Source organism: Ruania zhangjianzhongii, from assembly GCF_008000995.1.
In the GTDB taxonomy this organism is placed as follows: domain Bacteria; phylum Actinomycetota; class Actinomycetes; order Actinomycetales; family Beutenbergiaceae; genus Ruania; species Ruania zhangjianzhongii.
In genome coordinates this window covers 1220445-1236497 of sequence record NZ_CP042828.1, presented here as the reverse complement: position 1 = coordinate 1236497, position 16053 = coordinate 1220445, and the positions used below count along the sequence as shown (strand labels likewise).

Sequence of the window (16053 nt, the reverse complement as noted above, 5' to 3'; positions counted from 1 at the left end):
TACGTGGATCGTGCCGGACGCATAGCGTGTGCGATAGCGATGACGCCGTGCCACTCCACGACACCGACCTCAACGAGTGTGCCAGTCTCGTCTGGGCCGATGAACAATCTGCGACACCGTGCCGATGCGCACTGTCCAGGACGATCGGCTCAAGGCCTACCCCACAGGGTTACCTGTCATGCCACCCCGGTCACGTGCTTGTTGCTAGGCTCGCGGCGCAGGGAGGCGTCAGGGTTCCTGGTGGGCCCCCCGGTCTTCAACACCGGTGAGACCGAGTATCTCGGCCTGGCGGGTTCGATTCCCGTCCGCCTCCGCCACATCGAGGAGGCGATTCGGTGACCGATCCGACCAGCGAGCACGACCCACGCCGCCGGATCCCGCGCACCGACCACCTGCTCGCCCTGCCCGAAGCCACGGCGGCAGCCGAACGTCTGGGTACCGGCGCTGTGCGGACCCTGGTCCGGCAGCAGCAGGACCGAGCCCGGGCCGGTGACCTCGCGCCCGAGGATGTCCCGGCGGCTCTGGTCGCGGCCTTGACCACCCGGCGCAGCACCTCCCTCACCCCGGTGCTGAACGCCACCGGCGTGGTGGTGCACACCAACCTCGGCCGGGCGCCGCTCTCCCCTGCAGCCGTCGAGGCCCTGGTCACGGCCGCCGGCTACGTGGACGTGGAGCTGGACCTGGCCACCGGCACCCGCAGCAAGCGCGGACTGGGTGCCCGGGCGGCGCTGCTGGCCGCCTGCCCGGCCGCCGAGGACGCGCTGGTGGTGAACAACGGCGCCGCAGCCTTGGTGCTGGCCACCACGGCGCTCGCCGCCGGCCGCGAGGTGGTAATCAGCCGGGGTGAGCTGATCGAGATCGGCGCCGGGTTCCGGCTGCCGGACCTGATCACCTCGACCGGCGCCCGGCTGCGTGAAGTCGGCACGACCAACCGCACGCACCTGCTCGACTACGCCCGCGCCGTCGGCCCGGAGACCGGCAGCCTGCTCAAGGTGCACCCGAGTAACTTCCGGGTGCACGGCTTCACCGCGGAGGTCTCCCTGGCCGAGCTGCGCACCCTGGCCGACGAGCAAGGCGTGCCGCTGGTGGCGGATCTGGGCAGCGGACTGCTCACCCCCGAGCCGGTGCTGCCGGACGAGCCGGACGCCACCACTGCTCTCGAAGCGGGCGCGGACCTGGTGATCGCCAGCGGGGACAAGCTGCTTGGCGGACCGCAGGCCGGGCTGCTGCTCGGCCGGGCGGAGGTGATCGCGACCCTGGCTCGGCACCCGTTGGCCCGGGCCGTGCGCGCGGACAAGCTCGCCCTGGCGGCGCTGGAGGCCACGCTGATCGCTGGCCCGGCGCCAGCAGGCGAATACGTGCGTGCCGATCCGGAGGCCCTGCGGGATCGGACCGAGCGCCTCGCGGCCGCCGTCGACGGCGGAGCTCAGGTGGCGGTGGTGCCGCACCCTGGTCGGGTCGGTGGGGGCGGCGCCCCGGGTCGGGAGCTACCGGGCTGGGCACTGCGGCTCCCGGAGGTCACGGCCCGCCGCCTGCGGCTTGGGGAGCCTGCCGTGCTCGCGCGGGTGCACGACGGCGGATGCCTGGTGGACCTGCGCTGTGTGCCGCCGGCCGAGGACGGCGTACTTGCCGGTGCGGTGCGGCGAGCGCTGACGGGTGCAGGAGCCGAGCCGAGTCGGTTGGAACCCGCGTAGCGCATTCGAACCCGCGTAGAACCGGGTTCGAATGCGCCAAGCCGGTTCCAATGACGTGCAGCAGGTAGGACGGGAGGCCCACCGGTGAGCAGCGACGTGGTGGCCACGGCCGGGCATGTGGACCACGGCAAGTCGGCGTTGGTGCGAGCGCTGACCGGGATCGAACCGGACCGGCTGGCCGAGGAGCGTCGCCGCGGCCTGACCGTGGACCTGGGCTTCGCCTGGACCGCGCTGGTGCCCGGCTGCGAGGTGGCGTTCGTGGACGTGCCCGGGCACGAGCGGTTCCTCGCCAACATGCTCGCCGGGCTGGGGCCGGCGCCGGTGGTCTGCTTCGTGGTAGCCGCCGACGAAGGCTGGCAGGCACAGTCCAGCGACCATCGGGACGCGGTGGCGGCGCTGGGCATCGACCGCGGTGTGCTGGTGCTCAGTCGCGCGGACCGGGCCGATGCAGCCCGCGCCGAGGAGGTGCTTGCCCAGGCGCGCACGGAGCTAGCCGGCACCGGGCTGGCGGATGCACCGGCAGTGGTGACCTCAGCGGTGACCGGTGCCGGGCTGCCCGAGCTGCGTGAGGTGCTCGCCGGTGTGCTCGCCGACGCCGGCCCGCCGGATGCGGACGCGCGGGTGCGACTCTGGCTGGACCGCTCGTTCAGCATCGCCGGGGCGGGCACCGTGGTCACCGGCACGCTCGCAGCCGGCACGATCCGGCGCGGCGACTGGCTCACCGTCGCCGGTGCAGGGGATCTGGTCCCGGCCGGTGTGCGTGGGCTGCAGAGCCGGGGCGAGGACTGCGAGCAGATCGGGCCGACGAACCGGGTGGCGGTCAACCTGCGTGGTATCGAGCCGGGCCAGGTCGGCCGCGGCGATGCCCTGCTCACCCCGCAGGCGTGGCCGGCCACCTCGGCGGTGGATGTGCGGCGGACCAGCGGGGCGGAGTTCGGCACATCCCTGGAGCAGGTGAACGTCCATGTCGGCACGGCGGCGCTGCCCGGGCGGCTCCGCCCGTTCGACGGCGAGCACGCCCGGATCACGTTCGACCACCCGGTGCCGGTGGTGCTCGGCGACCGGGTGGTGCTGCGCTCAGCGGGCAGCCGCCGGGTGCGGGCCGGCGCCGTGGTCCTCGATGCCGACCCGCCGGCGCTGGCCCGGCGCGGGGACGGGCGCCGCCGCGCGGACACGCTCGCGGCGGTGGGCCCGGAGGGCGATGTGGCCGCGGAGGTGGCCCGGCGCGGGGCGATGCCCGTGGAACGGCTGGTAGCGCTCGGGCTGATCAGCGTCGGCGCCCCGGCGCCGGTGGAGGTCCAGGTGGTCGGCGACTGGTGGGTGGACCCGGCGGCGCTGCACCGCTGGCAGCAGCAGCTGGCGGAGCTGGTAGCCACCCTGCACGAGCGGGAGCCGCTGGCCGCGGGCCTCTCCCGCGGCGCAGCGGTCGATGCCCTCGGTCTACCGAGCGCAGACCTACTCGCTGCCGTGGTCGCTGCCGCCGGGCTCGAGGAGCATGGTGGTCTCCTGGCCCGGCCGGGGCACCGTGCGGACCTGGGCCCGGCCGAGCCTGGTGTGGCAGAGCTGGAGACTCGACTGCGGGCGGCGCCGTTCCGAGCACCGGAAGCTGCGGACCTGGTGGTGCTGGGTCTGGGGTCCCGCGAGCTGGCGGCGGCCGAGCGGGCGGGCCGGCTGCTCCGGCTGCCCGGTGAGGTCGTGCTGCTCCCCGATGCTCCCGCGCGGGCGATGCGCGAGCTGGCGGCGCTGCCGCAGCCGTTCACCGCGAGCGCGGCCAAACAGGTGCTGGGCACCACTCGTCGGGTGGTGATCCCGCTGCTGGAGTACCTGGACGGGCGCGGCTGGACCCGGCGCGTGGATGCGAGCAGGCGCGAGGTGGTGCGGCCGCGGCACTAGCGGGTCACCGTGGCGGCGTGAACCGGCCAATCCGCTGGTGCGACCTGGCGCGATCAGCTGAGGTCGAGAGATTCGGCGAGAGTACGCGCAGCGGCGAGCGGGTCCTCGTCGAGGAACTGGACCGCGACGTGGTCGGCGCCGGCATCCAGGTGCGCGGTAAGCGCGGCAGCGACTACCTCGAGCTCGCCGTGGGCGACGAGCGCATCCACCAGGGCGTCGCTGCCACCGTCGGCGAAGTCCTCCTCGGTGAAGCCGAGCCGCTGCAGGTTGCTGCGGTAGTTGGTCATCTGCAGGTAGCGCTCGACGACTGGCCGGGCCACCTCGCGGGCAGCGGCGGCATCGGTCTGCAGCAGCACCTTGTGCTCCGGTGCGAGCAACGCCCCGGCGCCCATCACCTCCCGCGCGATGGCGGTGTGCTCCGGGGTGGCCAGGTACGGGTGCGCGCCGGCAGCGCGCTCTGCGGCCAGGGCGAGCACCCGGGGACCGAGGGCGGCGAGCACGCGGCGCTCGGCCGGCACCCCGTCGGCATCCAGCCGGTCCAGGTACTCCACGATGGTGGCGTACGGGCTGCGGTACTCGGCGGTCGCCTCCCGGTGGCCGATGCCCAGGCCGAGCAGGAACCGGCTCGGGTGCAGTTCCTCGAGCCGGTGGAACCAAGCGGCGGCCTCGTCCGGCGGCACCTGCCACATATTGATGATGCCGGTGGCCACCACCAGGTGCTCGGTGGCATCGAGCGCCGGCTCGATCTCGGTCAGCTCCGAGGGGCTGCCGCCGATCCACAGCGTGCCGTAGCCGAGGTGCTCCATCTCGCGCGCCAGCTCGGTGGTGGCGTGCTCGGGGCGCGCCCAGATTCCGTATCGGCCGAGTTCTGCAGACATATCCGCACCAACCAGCCAGGATCACCCAGCATTCCCGAGCAGCCCGAGGTCAGCGAGCCGACCTACGGCAGGAGAGCCCCGCCGTCGACCCCTCGGTACTCAAGGACCCGACGGCAGGGCGGGTGCTCACTCCTGCTGATTCTGGACGGGAGCAGGTGCGGGCAAGCGCCCGACCACCACCACCCCGACGACCAGCCCGATCCCGGCGAGCACAGTGGCGACCAGGAACGGGTCGCCGGCATGCAGCGTGGGCGCGAAGCCGATTCCGACGCAGACCGCCACCCCGCTGGAACCGCCGAGCTGGTCGGCCGCCCGCTGCACACCCGAGGCAGTGCCTGCGTCCTCGTCGGTCACGCCGCTGACCGCCACATACTGCAGGCCTACGAGGCCAAGGCCCATCCCGGCCGCGATCAACAGCATCGCCGGGACCATCGCTGCCGCACCTGCACCGAGGACTGCGACCAGCGCGATCACCGCCAGCGCGGCCGCGGTGAACGCGAGGCCTGCCAGGATGCAGGCTCGCGCTCCCCATCTGCTCAACAACCGGGGCACCAGCATGGAGAACGCGATGAGGGCGACCGCCAGCGGCACCATCGTCACCCCGGCACCGATCGGCCCGATCTCCAGCCGGTCCTGCAGGTAGAACGTGAACAACAGGAACGAGGTGGACAGCGCGCCGCTGAGTAGCATCGTGGTCAGATTGGCTGCTACCCGGGCGCGGTTGGCGAAGAAGCCCAGCGGCAGCAACGGATTCCGCGAACGTGCCTGCACCCGCACGAATCCGACTCCGGCCAACACCGCCCCCACCAAGGCCGCCGGAGCGACCCACCCGGGCGTGCCGGGCTCGCCCGCCTCCACCACCCCGAAGGTGAACAGCAACGGGCACGCGGTCAACAGCACAGCGCCCGGAACGTCCAACGGTTCGGTGCCGCGATGTATCGGCCGGTCCCGCTCGACCAGGAAGAGGCCGGCCAGCAGGACGATCAGGATGAACGGCACGGAGATCAAGAAGATCCAGCGCCACCCGAGATGGGCGGTGATGATCCCGGACAGCACGAAGCCGAGCACCAGACCGCAGCTGGCGACGGCCGCCCACACACTCAGTGCCCGGGACCGGCGCGGTCCCTCGGGGAACATCAGCACGATCGTTGCCATCGCAGCGGGTAGTGCGATCGCCTCACCGGCGCCCTGCAGCAGGCGGGCCAGGACCAACAGCCCGAACGACGGGGCCAGACCAGCCAGCAGAGATGCGGCACCGAACAGGGCGGTGCCGGTCAGCAGGGTACGGCGCCGGCCGAGCAGGTCGCCCAGGCGGCCGCCCAGCATCAGCAGCCCGCCGCCGGTGATGGTGTATCCCACCACCACCCAGGTGAGGGAATGGGCGTCAACACCGAAGTTGTCGCCGATCGACGGCAGCGCAATGTTGACCACGGTCACGTCGACCGCGATGAAGAACTGCAACATCGACATCGCGCACAGCACCAGCCATGCGCGTGCCGGGGACGAGTTCCGTCCACGGGAAGTGCGAAGAGTTGAGAACACCAGGTACTCCGTTGCTCAGAGAGAGGTTTCCGAGCAGCACGAAGAGTGCCGCTCCGAATCTGACCAGGGAGCGGCTGGGCGAGGTGAAGAGAATCGCTGAGACGCCCGCCGCTAGCGGGACGTCTCGTTCACTGCGGCACAGCCGGCCGCGGAAGCTGCTGACATGGCCGCAACGCTACCAGGGGCGACAGACGGGCCGACCTACGGCGCGGGCGTTTCGCCGTCGACCGCTGGCTGCTCAGCAACCTCCGGTGCTGGGCCGGCTTCCTCCAACAGCGCATCTAGGACAGGAAGTAGCTCGGGGACTCGGCGGGTCACAGCGGCCCAGACGATCGCGTAGTCGACATCGCCGTACTCGTGAGCAATGACGTTCCGCATCCCAACGATTCTGTCCAGTTCTGGCACACGTCGAGCGGTCTCACGATCCTCCTTGCGGAGGTGGCTCAGCGCTTCGCCGAGGATCTCGAGTTGACGCTCCACTGCGGAACGCAGCATCAGATCGGCGAGAAACTCGGGCTTCGTTCGATCTGCCGCGAATTCGAGTACGGCCCTCGCGGCTGCGGCGGCATCCCAGATCCGGGCGGCGGACTCAGGCCGCATAGACATCCTGCGCACTATTGAAGGCAGCCGCCTTGAAATAGGGGTTCCTGACCGTACGGGCGACGACCAGATCGACATCGCGGCCAACGATCTCGGTCAGCGCCTCGCGAAGTCCGAAGTAATCGTCGAACGCGTCATCGCGCCCCGGCAGGAAATCCACCAGGAAGTCGATGTCGCTGCGCGCCGGATCGAAGTGATCCTCGAGTACCGATCCGAACACCCGGAGCCGCTGCACGCCGTACCGCTTACTGGCATGGCGAATGGCCTCGATGTCGAGGTGCGACGCCGTATCCATAGTTCCAGTGTTCCATGCCGACGCTGGGTGTACGCCTCCGGCGCGCTCCGCGCACCCACGACCGGTGAGCCGACCTACGGCGCGGTAGCTCCGCCGTCGACCCGCTGCGGATGGGAGTACACGTTCATCGAGTCCCCGCGCAGGAACCCGATCAGGGTCAGGCCCGCCTCCTCCGCCAGGTCCACCGCGAGCGAGGACGCCGCGGAGACGGCGGTGAGCATCGGGATACCGGCCATCACCGCCTTCTGCACCAGCTCGAAGCTGGCCCGGCCGGAGACCTGCAGCACCGTGCCGGTCAGCGGGAGGTGGTTGTTCAGCAGCGCCCAGCCGACCACTTTGTCGACCGCGTTATGCCGCCCCACATCCTCCCGCACCACGAGCAGCTCCCCAGTGGCGGCGTCGAACAGGCCCGCCGCGTGCAGCCCGCCGGTCTTGTCGAACACCGCCTGCTGCTCGCGCAGCCGATCCGGAAAGGTGACCAGCCGCTCGGCACCGATCCGGGTGGCGTCGGCGGCCACGTCGAAGCTCGAGACAGTGCGGACGGCCTCGATGCTGCGCTTGCCGCACAGGCCGCAGGAACTGGTGGTGTAGAAGGCGCGCGCTGCCTCCGGCGGTGGCGGAGCAACGCCAGGGGCGAGGGCGATATCGAGCACGTTGTAGGTGTTCTCGCCTCCGCCGGTGCCCGGTCCGCCGCAGTGGATCGCGGTGTGGAACTGCTCACCGCGGGCCACGATCCCCTCGGAGACGAGAAACCCGGCGGCGAGCTCGACATCGTGCCCGGGGGTGCGCATCGTGACGGCGAGCGGCTCTCCGGAGACCCGGAGCTCCAACGGCTCCTCCACCGCGAGGGTGTCCTGGCGGTGGCGCGCCTGGCCGCCGACGGTGATCTTCACCACCGTGCGGCGCGTGGTGATGCGACCCATGGCAGCGACGGTACACCGCCACTGATCGCCGGGACAGTGCAGGGTGGGAAGGGTCTAGAAGCCGATCCCGCTCAGCACGTTCACGGTCAGCATCGCGGTCAGGCCCGCGAGGATCGCCAGCCGCAGCACCAGCACTCCCCGTGTTGACTCAGTCCACATCTTCCTGCCTCCTCTGGTCTCCCGTGCACACCTGATGTGCAAGCGGTCCAACACTGGGTACGACTGGCCCGGCGGGCAGCTGTCACGCGAAAACTGCGAGGAGTTTCCGCGCCCGATCGCCGCGTATCCTGGAAAAGGTCCCAGTCCCCCACTCGAGAGGCCCCGATGGAGCGCAGGCTCGTGATCACCGCTGACGACCTCGGCGTCGATCCGGACACGAACGCGACCATCGTCGAGCTGCTGCGCGAGGGGCTGATCTCGGCCACCACACTGATCCCGGTGGCCTGCGCCGCGCAGGACGCCGTCCACCGGATCCGGCAAGCCGGCCTGCCCGCACCGCGCCTGCACCTGACGCTCTCCTCCTCGCGGGAGATGCCGCCATGGCGGCCGCTGTCCCCCGAGGTCCGGTCACTGACCGGCCGGGATGGGACCTTCCCGGTCGACGCTGGAGTCGCGGAGCGCGGGGCCACACTGACCGATCTGACCACTGAGCTGTTCGCCCAGCTCCGCTGGATGCACCAGGCCGGACTGCAGCCCACCGGTTTGGACTCGCACTCGGGCAGCCTGTACGGGCTCCGCGGGCGATCGCTGGCCACGGCAGCGGTCGACTTCTGCGCGGCCCACGACCTCGACTTCCGTCTCCCGCGCACTCTGCAGCGCACGGTCACCCTCGCGGTGCGCGGGCTGCGCCGGGCGCACCGCAGTGCCGTCCAGCAGGCGGACGCGCTGCGGGTGCGGCTCCCGGAACTGCTGGTGAGCTCGTGGCTCCCCGGCCGGATGGTGCTCAGCTACGGGCAGTTGCGCACAGAGGTGCTGCACCAGCTGCGGCGACTGCCCGCCGGAACCTCGGAGCTGATGCTGCACCCGTCCCCGGCCTCTGCCGCCCAGTGGCTGCCCGCCGCCGAGGCCCGCAAGCGCCTCTGGGAGCTACGACTGCTCCGCGACGACGTGTTCCACCGCGCGCTGCAGCGCGCCGGTATCGAGGTGGTGCCGGCCTGGTAGCGGGCTTTCCGGCGCACCCCTGCTCGACGGCGGAGCTCACCGGTCCAGGTTGAGTCGCCCGGCCTTGCGCAGCACCAGCAGCAGCGAGCCCATCAGCAGGGCCAGGGCGGCGACCGCCAGCCCGGTCAGCGGTGCCTCGATGCCGCTGACCGCCAGCTCGCCGTCCTCGGCTGCCGGAGCCTCGTCGCCCGGTTCGTCCGGCGTGTCCGCAGGCGGCGCGGTCTCCTCGGGTGGCGCGGTCTCCTCGGGTGGCGGCGTCTCCTCCTGCTCGGCAGGTACTACCTCGAGGGTGAACTCCTTGTACACCGGATCGCCGACCACGACGGTGAAGGTGTAGCTCTCGGCCGACGTGGGCGTCCCGGTGATCTCGCCGGTGGCAGCATCCAGCTCGAGGCCCTCGGGCAGGTCACCGGAGTCGATGCCCCAGGTATACGGGCCGCCATCGCCGCCGGTGGCCTCCAGGGTCGCCGTGTACGGCTCCCCCACTGTGCCCTCGGGCAGCGTGTCCGTGACGATGACCAGCTCCGGCAGCACGGTGACGGAGAAGTCTGCGGAGGTCACGCCGTCGACCTGGATCGAGAACTCGAACGTGCCCGCCTCGGTCGGCTGCCCGGTGATCTCGCCGGTGGCCGCATCCAGCTCCAGCCCATCCGGCAGGTCGCCCTCGGTCACCGCCCACGAGTACGGCTCGCCCGCACCACCGGTGGCTTCAACGAGCCCGGTGTAGGCCTGTCCGACGATCCCGCCCGGCAACGTCTCCGTGGTGATCTGCGCCGGCTCAAACACCACCTCGACGGCCCCAGCGTCACAGGCTTGGCCGACGGGCCGGGTGAACCCCGCTCCCCGCTGGTCCATGCTGCCCTCGAGGCACAGCTCCAGGGCTGTGCCAGGAGCGGTACTGCCCACGGGGATCAGGTCCACCGCCGGAGAATCCACAGCCGGCAGCACCGTCTGGGTGGTACCCCCGTTGTCGCCGAGCACGCCGAGCAGCGGGTCCGTATCCGCCAGGCTGGTGTCCTCGGTCAAGGCACAGGTGGCGTCGGAGACCACGTTGTAGCCGCCGTCGGTGAGGACGCCGCTGGAACCGTCGACGTAGCACGCACTCCCAGCCGAGGGACTAGCAAGGACACTGCCCGCCAGCAGAGTCTGAACCCCGGGGCCGATCCCCAGTCCGAACGGCGGAGCGTCTGCTTCCGGATTGGCTTCAGTGCCGTTGCCGGTCATCGTGCTGGCGGACAGCGTCAGGTAGATGGTCGCTCCCGGAGTCTGTGCCTGGGCGTTGATCCCGTACCAGGTGTTGTCTGCGATCGTGCTGTTGCGCACCACGGTCGAGCGAGCCAGTCCCAAACCGGCGCGATTACCGGAGATCTCACTGCCGGTGATGGTGAAGTCAGCATCGGGATTGCTCGAGCCGTCGAGGCTGAGGATGCCGAAACCGGCCGCTGCCTCATCGTCGGGCGCATCGGCGCCACTGCCGGTCACCGAACTGTCCGCCAGGGTCACGTCGCCGGTGCCCACGATCATTCCGTTGGAGTTGTCAGCGATCGTCACCCCCGTGGCAGTGAAGGAACCACCGCCGATCACCAGGCCGGCACCGAAGGGGCCCACCCCCAGCGAGCCATTGCCGGTGATCTCCGTGTCACTGATGCTCATATCACCGGCGTCCGGATTCTCGGGCACAACGCCAGGCTGCGCGACGATCCCGGCGCCGTAGTTGTCTGCGATCGTGCTGGCACTCACGTCGACTCTCACCGCGGAGGCGGACAGTCCGACCGGATAGTTCGAGATCTCGGTGTCGGTGATGGTGAGCGTGACCGGCTCTTCGCCGCGATTGCCGGATCTCACCCCGCTGTCGAGCTGATCAGCGGCTGCGCTGTCACCCACCAGCTGACTATCCATCACGGCGAGGTCAGCATCTTGAGCCACGATGCCGCTGCTGCTGCCGGAGATGTCCGAGGCGGTCACCGTGGTCGGCACACCGTGGGTCACGATCGCGTTGGAGTTGTCGATCAGGTGGGCATTCGTCACGTCGAGCGATCCGACCGGACCAGTGGTGGCGTCTTGCCTGAGCATCGCGATGCCGCCGGTCCTGGCCTCACCATCGGTGCCGTTATCGGCGATCCTCGTGCCGTTCACGGTCACCTGCGCCAGACCCAATGGGCCGGCCATACCGCCGTGCACGATTCCCCCTCCTGCGTGACCGGTGATCTCACCACCCGTGACGTCCACGCTGCCATCGAAGATACTGATCCCATACCCACCGGCAGTGCTGGCTGGTTCGGACGCGGGGATCGAGGTGTCCGCGATGGTTGCAGAGCCCTGGAAGATCAACACGTTGGCGAAGCCACCGGCGGACACAGTGGACCCGGTCATGGTCAGTGTGCTCGGGCCACCAGTGTCGGTGAACCCGCCCAGCATGATGCCCGCGAACGACCCGGTCTCGTCGTCTCCCGCGGCTGTAGCGGGCGTGATGATACTGCTCGCGATCGTCAGGTCGCTGCCGTTGCTGGCGCTGACGCCGACTCGCGGTTCGCCACCGTCCGGATCGAGGGAACCGGCAGCCTGGACAGCGGTGTCGGTGAGAACCACTGAGCTGTTGTTCTGCGCGCGGACTCCGGGGCCGAGCTCGGTAGCGCCGTCCTGGTGCTCGATGCTCACCTGAGTCAGTTCGACGGTGCTACCGCCGTCCGCCACCACCGCGTACTCGAGCCCGTCCAGGTCGGGTGAGATGGTCAGCCCGGTGACGCTCGCGATGCCGGCGCCCTGGACCGAGACGGCGGGACCCGCTCCGTCGGAGACGAGCACAGCATCCGCGCTCCCCACGAGGGCGACCGGGGAGCTCAGCACCAAGGACTCCACATAGGTCCCTGGCGCGATGGAGACCGTGTCATCAGCGGTCGACTGATCGAGCGCTGCACCGATCGTGGCGCACGCGGCACTGGCCTGCTCGCCGCAGTCTGGCGTGTCCGCGCCGTTCGCCGCGTCCACGTACCAGGTGGCACCCGCTGCCGCAGCCGGCGCGACTGCACCGAGCAGGACCAAGGCACCGGCGCCGAGCGCGGCGGCACCAGCGCGGGCCTTCCCTGCTCGCCCGGAGTCTCCGCGTCGTCGCGTCGCAGGCCCAGGCCGAACCGTCTGCATCACAGGTTTCTCCCCGAAGTCGCGCAGGCGACCCCGCCTGCACCCAGCAACATACACCCGAACAGGTCGGTGCTGTACAGGGGTCTAACATTCGGAGGGCTCTACCGGCGGCCGCCCTGGGCGCTGGACTAGACCAGGCGCGCGGCAGCGGCCAGCCGACCGGCGGCCTGCCGCAGCAGCCCAGGTGCGAGTCCGCGGTGCTGGTGGCTGAGCACGGTCCACACCAGCCGTCCACGGCGACGGCGGTATCGCATCGCCGTGATCAGCCGCACCTGGTCGCCGGCCCGGTGCACCAGCAGCCGGCAGTCCAGCAGCCGGCCGGCTGCCCCCATCAGCACGTGCGTGCCGGATGCGGAGATCACCTGCCAGCCGGCGATCGTCCCGGCAGTACCGTCGGGTGCGATCTGCATCCGGAGGAGGGTCTCGAAGATCAGCCTCCGGCTCTTCCGGTCGATCGACTCCTCGAACATGGCCCTCGCCCAGTCTCGGGCGCCATCGGGAGCGGTGGTGGTGAGCACGAACTCGTCGGCGTAGTCAGGGCTCAGATCCAGCAGCTCCAGCGAGCGGGGGTCAACCGCGCGCCGGCCGAGAGCCCCGGATACCGGTTCGCGATCGCGCCAGGCTCGTTCCCAGGAGGCGGTCAGCGCGGGCCAGACGATCAGGTGCCGAAAGGGGGCGATCGCGCGCAGGTAGAGCGCTCCCATCCGGCCGCTCGTCCTGGTCAGGACGGTGACGAGGAGGCCTGGTTCACCACCCTCGGGCCAACCGAGATGCAGGAGAGCATGCACCGTGCTGCTGGCCATCTCCGAGACTGCTTCCCGGTCGGTGGCATAGACCGGCGACAGGAGGCCCGGTTCGCCGGTTGCGGCCGCCTCGAGGTCTGCGGGCAGCCGGTGACGCAGCGAGGGCACCCGTTCCTCGAGCCCGCTGCCGGGCCGGTCCCAGCCCAGCCGAGCACCCAGCCACCAGCGCACGGCGAAAAGACCGCGGGTCAGCGGACCGAACGTGTCGAGGTCGCCACCCTTCTCGACGGCGGCCCGCACCCGGGCAAAATCATCTCGGCCGGCTCCGGGGGTCGGGATCCACCACACGTCTTCGACCTGGAAGTCGGAGGCGAACTCGTGGATCCGCCACGGTTGGCAGCGAAACGTCGCTGTATCGATCCTGGGCATCCGCCCCTCCTTTCTATACGCTGCCGTATAGAAGGCATCTTAGCAAGAATATACGCAGCCGTACAGATAGGCTGGCGATCATGGCTCACGCACGAACACCGCGCACGTCCTGGATCGATCGCGGCCTGGAGGCGCTGGCCGCGGGCGGCGTGGATGCCGTCCGCGTCGAACCGATCGCAGCGCAGCTCGGGGTGACCAAGGGCGGCTTCTACGGCTACTTCTCCGGGCGCGACCAGCTGCTCGCAGAGATGCTGAGCACCTGGGAGACGGACGTGACCGAGGGAGTCATCGCCGTCGTCGAGGCCGACAGTGGACACGAGGCTCGCGAGCGGGTGCGCCGACTAGCACTGGCGATCAATGTTCCGGACCGGGTCACGATGCGCGTGGACACGGAGGTGGCCATCCGGGAGTGGGCCCGCAGAGACGTTGCGGCCGCCGAAGTCCTCGCGCGCGTGGACCAGCAGCGGACCGCCTACCTGCGGGGCCTGTTCGGCGAGTTCTGCTCACCGGAGGAGGCCGATGCGCGCACCGCGGTCGCGGTCTCCGTGCGGCTGACGAGCTACTTCATGGACTTCGGCCACCCCGGCCGTGCGCACGAGGAAGTCGTCGAGCTGGTGGTCCGCGAGCTGCTGAGCTGAAGTCGGTCAGGCCTCGGGATCGTAGTCGGCGAGCGTGCGGCCCCTCTTCGCGCCCAGTGCGGCGAGCTTCTGGGTCAGGCCCGCGGGAAGGCTCGTGAGAGCACGCAGCGCGCGGGGCAGCAACCAGGCCCCGAGCCGCCCGGTGGGTACGAGCTGGCGCAGCGTGCTCGGCGCAACCTTTCGCGCCTGACTGACGATCGGGGCCATGACCTGCTCGGTGGCACTGAACGCGTGCGCACTGTCGAAGCTGTGGTGCGCGAGCTGGGACGCGAGCACATATCCGCCGAGCACGGCCACCGCATTACCGCCACCGACGGCCGGACCGGGCGAGTAGCCGGCATCACCGACCAGGGCGACGCGGGCGGAGGACCAGGAGTCCATCCGGATCTGCGCGATGCTGTCGTAGTAGAAGTCGTCCGCACCCTCGGCAGCGGCGGCAGTGATCGGGAGCCGGTCGGAGAGCAGTTCGACGGCAGCGACCGCGCGAGCGAGCTGTCCGGCGCGGTCCCGGTAGTGGATCGGCGGTTCCCCCGCGGTCCGGAACAGCAGCAGTGCGCGGGCCTGCGTGCCGTCGTCGACCGGGTAGACGAATCCGCTCAGATCGACGTCGGCGACAGCGTGCACCTGCCGGTCCGGGATGCCTGGATTGGGATAGCTGAACACGGACAGCGCTGCACCGAGATCGTGCCGGAACTGTGCCTCGGGCCCGAAGACGAGCCGCCGGACGACGGAGTGCAGCCCGTCCGCGCCGATCACGATGTCGTAGCGCTCCGACCTCCCCTCGCGAAACGTCACGTCGACGCCGTCAGCATGCTCGGCCAGCTCGGTGACCGTGTCGCCGAATCGGTACTCGACTGCCGCTCGGTTGCCGGCGTAGAGGATCTCGCACAGATCCTCACGCTGGATCTCGATGTGGCGCGCACTGATCGCCGCGCTCACCCGCGACATCTCCAGGCGGCGCGACGCGCCCTCGCGAAAGACCAGAAGGTCACGATCGACCCGGGCCGCGGTGACCGCGTCGAGAAGCCCCATCCGCTCGATGATGTCGGTGGCCACATCGGCGAGGTCGACCGCATGCCCCCCGGTGCGCCGCAAGGTTGCTGCCTGCTCGAGGACGGTGACCTCGGCCCCAGCACGAGCCAGTTCGTAGGCCGCGACCTGCCCCGCAACCCCAGCGCCGACGATCAGCACCCGCGCGCTCATCGCGCCGGCTCTCGCTGGACGCGGTCAGCGGTCCGCTGGCGAAGCAGCTCGGCCAGCTCCCGGTCCCGTTCGGTCTCCTCCGGCAAGGCTGCGGCCAGGTCTTTGGCCCGCTGCTCCAGCAACGGTTCGATGTACCGGTCGGTGAGGACGTGGAGCTGGCCTGTGTGGATACCGGCGAGTACCAGATCCCCCACGATGGCCGGGTCCAGCCCGTAGCGTTGGAGCAGGGCATGGCCGTGATCGTCGACGGCGGAGCTGCCCTGGACATGGTCGCGACTGTTGCGTAGCACCTCGGTGCGGACGATGCCCGGGCAGACGACGGTGACGCCGATGCTCGCGGCGGCCAGCTCGTGCTGCAGCGCCAGCGATTCGGTCAGTCCGACCACCGCAAACTTCGACGCGACGTAGCTGGTGATCTCGCTCGGTACCAGGCCTGCACCGGAGGCGACGTTGACGATGTGGCCCGGACCTCCGCGGGCGAGCAGCCGCGGCAGCACGGTCTGCACCCCATTGACCACACCACCGAGGTTGATCCCAAGGACGAGGTCCCAGGTGTCGTAGGTCAGTTCCGCGATCGGCACTGTGGACCCCACACCTGCGTTGTTGCACAGGATCTCGATCGGCCCGAGCCGTTCTTCGACCGCATCGGCAGCCTGTGCGAAGGCGTCGCGGTCCCGGACATCGAGCACGACGGCGGTCACCTCACGCTCCAGGGAGAGGCTCTGGAGCCGCGCGACAGCGCGGTGCACCGCCTGCTCATCCACGTCCGCCAGCGCGACGTGCGCACCCGCGCGGGCGAACGCCGTCGCGATGGCGAATCCGATCCCGCTCGCCGCCCCGGTGATGAAGGCGACCCTGCCGTTGACGTCCATCGCACCCCTTTCAAAGTGATAGTGACTCTCACATCATGCGG

The 16053-nt window shown here is 70.3% G+C and carries 13 protein-coding genes and 1 tRNA gene; 5 read left to right on the top strand and 9 right to left on the bottom strand.

Translation table 11 applies throughout. The features are described 5' to 3' along the window. Positions 1-221: 221 nt before the first annotated feature. The 3 genes from FU260_RS05710 (at position 222) to selB (ending at position 3587) form a co-directional block, all read left to right on the top strand. Positions 222-317: transfer RNA gene (locus tag FU260_RS05710), tRNA-Sec, on the top strand. A gap of 18 nt (positions 318-335) precedes the next feature. Next, positions 336-1694, top strand: coding sequence for an L-seryl-tRNA(Sec) selenium transferase (selA, locus tag FU260_RS05705; RefSeq protein ID WP_147916179.1), 1359 nt, complete (start codon positions 336-338; stop codon positions 1692-1694). Between the two features lie 84 nt (positions 1695-1778). Further along, a complete protein-coding gene (gene selB / locus FU260_RS05700; protein WP_147916178.1) occupies positions 1779-3587 on the top strand; it encodes a selenocysteine-specific translation elongation factor in 1809 nt (602 codons plus the stop codon). A 53-nt stretch (positions 3588-3640) separates the two neighbouring features. On the opposite strand, the gene FU260_RS05695 is transcribed toward selB, so the two are convergent. The 5 genes from FU260_RS05695 to fdhD all read right to left on the bottom strand — a co-directional run bounded on the left by FU260_RS05695 (position 3641) and on the right by fdhD (position 7825). Further along, positions 3641-4465, bottom strand: a complete 825-nt coding sequence (locus FU260_RS05695; RefSeq protein WP_147916177.1) for an LLM class F420-dependent oxidoreductase — start codon at positions 4463-4465, stop codon at positions 3641-3643. A 126-nt stretch (positions 4466-4591) separates the two neighbouring features. Further along, positions 4592-5935 (bottom strand): MFS transporter, encoded by a 1344-nt coding sequence (locus FU260_RS05690; protein ID WP_147916176.1) that lies wholly within the window; start codon positions 5933-5935, stop codon positions 4592-4594. Between the two features lie 273 nt (positions 5936-6208). Then, positions 6209-6613, bottom strand: a complete 405-nt coding sequence (locus FU260_RS05685; protein WP_210418209.1) for a HepT-like ribonuclease domain-containing protein — start codon at positions 6611-6613, stop codon at positions 6209-6211. Beyond that, positions 6597-6902, bottom strand: coding sequence for a nucleotidyltransferase family protein (locus FU260_RS05680; RefSeq protein WP_147916175.1), 306 nt, complete (start codon positions 6900-6902; stop codon positions 6597-6599). The genes FU260_RS05685 and FU260_RS05680 overlap by 17 nt, the downstream gene beginning before the upstream one ends. Before the next feature lie 74 nt (positions 6903-6976). Beyond that, positions 6977-7825: a formate dehydrogenase accessory sulfurtransferase FdhD gene (fdhD, locus tag FU260_RS05675; protein WP_147916174.1), complete on the bottom strand. Its 849-nt coding sequence runs from the start codon at positions 7823-7825 to the stop codon at positions 6977-6979. 324 nt (positions 7826-8149) lie between these two features. On the opposite strand from fdhD, the gene FU260_RS05670 reads away from it, so the two are divergent. Then, positions 8150-8986: a carbohydrate deacetylase gene (locus FU260_RS05670; protein ID WP_147916173.1), complete on the top strand. Its 837-nt coding sequence runs from the start codon at positions 8150-8152 to the stop codon at positions 8984-8986. A 36-nt stretch (positions 8987-9022) separates the two neighbouring features. Here FU260_RS05670 and FU260_RS05665 read toward each other — a convergent pair whose 3' ends face one another. Then, on the bottom strand, positions 9023-12127 hold the full coding sequence (locus FU260_RS05665) for a putative Ig domain-containing protein (protein WP_235912443.1): 3105 nt from the start codon (positions 12125-12127) through the stop codon (positions 9023-9025). A 128-nt stretch (positions 12128-12255) separates the two neighbouring features. After that, positions 12256-13299 (bottom strand): DUF2867 domain-containing protein, encoded by a 1044-nt coding sequence (locus FU260_RS05660; RefSeq protein ID WP_147916171.1) that lies wholly within the window; start codon positions 13297-13299, stop codon positions 12256-12258. 80 nt (positions 13300-13379) lie between these two features. Between FU260_RS05660 and FU260_RS05655 the strand changes: the two genes are divergently transcribed. Continuing rightward, a complete protein-coding gene (locus FU260_RS05655) occupies positions 13380-13937 on the top strand; it encodes a TetR/AcrR family transcriptional regulator (RefSeq protein ID WP_147916170.1) in 558 nt (185 codons plus the stop codon). A 6-nt stretch (positions 13938-13943) separates the two neighbouring features. Here the strand turns inward: FU260_RS05655 and FU260_RS05650 are convergent, their stop codons facing one another. Further along, positions 13944-15140: an FAD-dependent monooxygenase gene (locus tag FU260_RS05650; RefSeq protein WP_147916169.1), complete on the bottom strand. Its 1197-nt coding sequence runs from the start codon at positions 15138-15140 to the stop codon at positions 13944-13946. Continuing rightward, positions 15137-16012 carry an SDR family oxidoreductase gene (locus FU260_RS05645; RefSeq protein ID WP_147916168.1) on the bottom strand — a complete coding sequence of 292 codons (876 nt, stop codon included), beginning with the start codon at positions 16010-16012 and terminating at the stop codon, positions 15137-15139. The genes FU260_RS05650 and FU260_RS05645 overlap by 4 nt, the downstream gene beginning before the upstream one ends. Positions 16013-16053 lie beyond the last annotated feature (41 nt).

Bases quoted from the DNA above. Each gene is read 5' to 3' on its own strand.
- FU260_RS05650 (WP_147916169.1), bottom strand. From the start codon at position 15,140: ATGAGCGCGCGGGTGCTGATCGTCGGCGCTGGGGTTGCGGGGCAGGTC.
- FU260_RS05690 (WP_147916176.1), bottom strand. From the start codon at position 5,935: ATGTCGATGTTGCAGTTCTTCATCGCGGTCGACGTGACCGTGGTCAAC.
- FU260_RS05670 (WP_147916173.1), top strand. From the start codon at position 8,150: ATGGAGCGCAGGCTCGTGATCACCGCTGACGACCTCGGCGTCGATCCG.
- FU260_RS05655 (WP_147916170.1), top strand. From the start codon at position 13,380: ATGGCTCACGCACGAACACCGCGCACGTCCTGGATCGATCGCGGCCTG.
- FU260_RS05665 (WP_235912443.1), bottom strand. From the start codon at position 12,127: ATGCAGACGGTTCGGCCTGGGCCTGCGACGCGACGACGCGGAGACTCC.
- fdhD (WP_147916174.1), bottom strand. From the start codon at position 7,825: ATGGGTCGCATCACCACGCGCCGCACGGTGGTGAAGATCACCGTCGGC.
- FU260_RS05695 (WP_147916177.1), bottom strand. From the start codon at position 4,465: ATGTCTGCAGAACTCGGCCGATACGGAATCTGGGCGCGCCCCGAGCAC.
- FU260_RS05645 (WP_147916168.1), bottom strand. From the start codon at position 16,012: ATGGACGTCAACGGCAGGGTCGCCTTCATCACCGGGGCGGCGAGCGGG.
- FU260_RS05685 (WP_210418209.1), bottom strand. From the start codon at position 6,613: ATGTCTATGCGGCCTGAGTCCGCCGCCCGGATCTGGGATGCCGCCGCA.
- FU260_RS05680 (WP_147916175.1), bottom strand. From the start codon at position 6,902: ATGGATACGGCGTCGCACCTCGACATCGAGGCCATTCGCCATGCCAGT.
- FU260_RS05660 (WP_147916171.1), bottom strand. From the start codon at position 13,299: ATGCCCAGGATCGATACAGCGACGTTTCGCTGCCAACCGTGGCGGATC.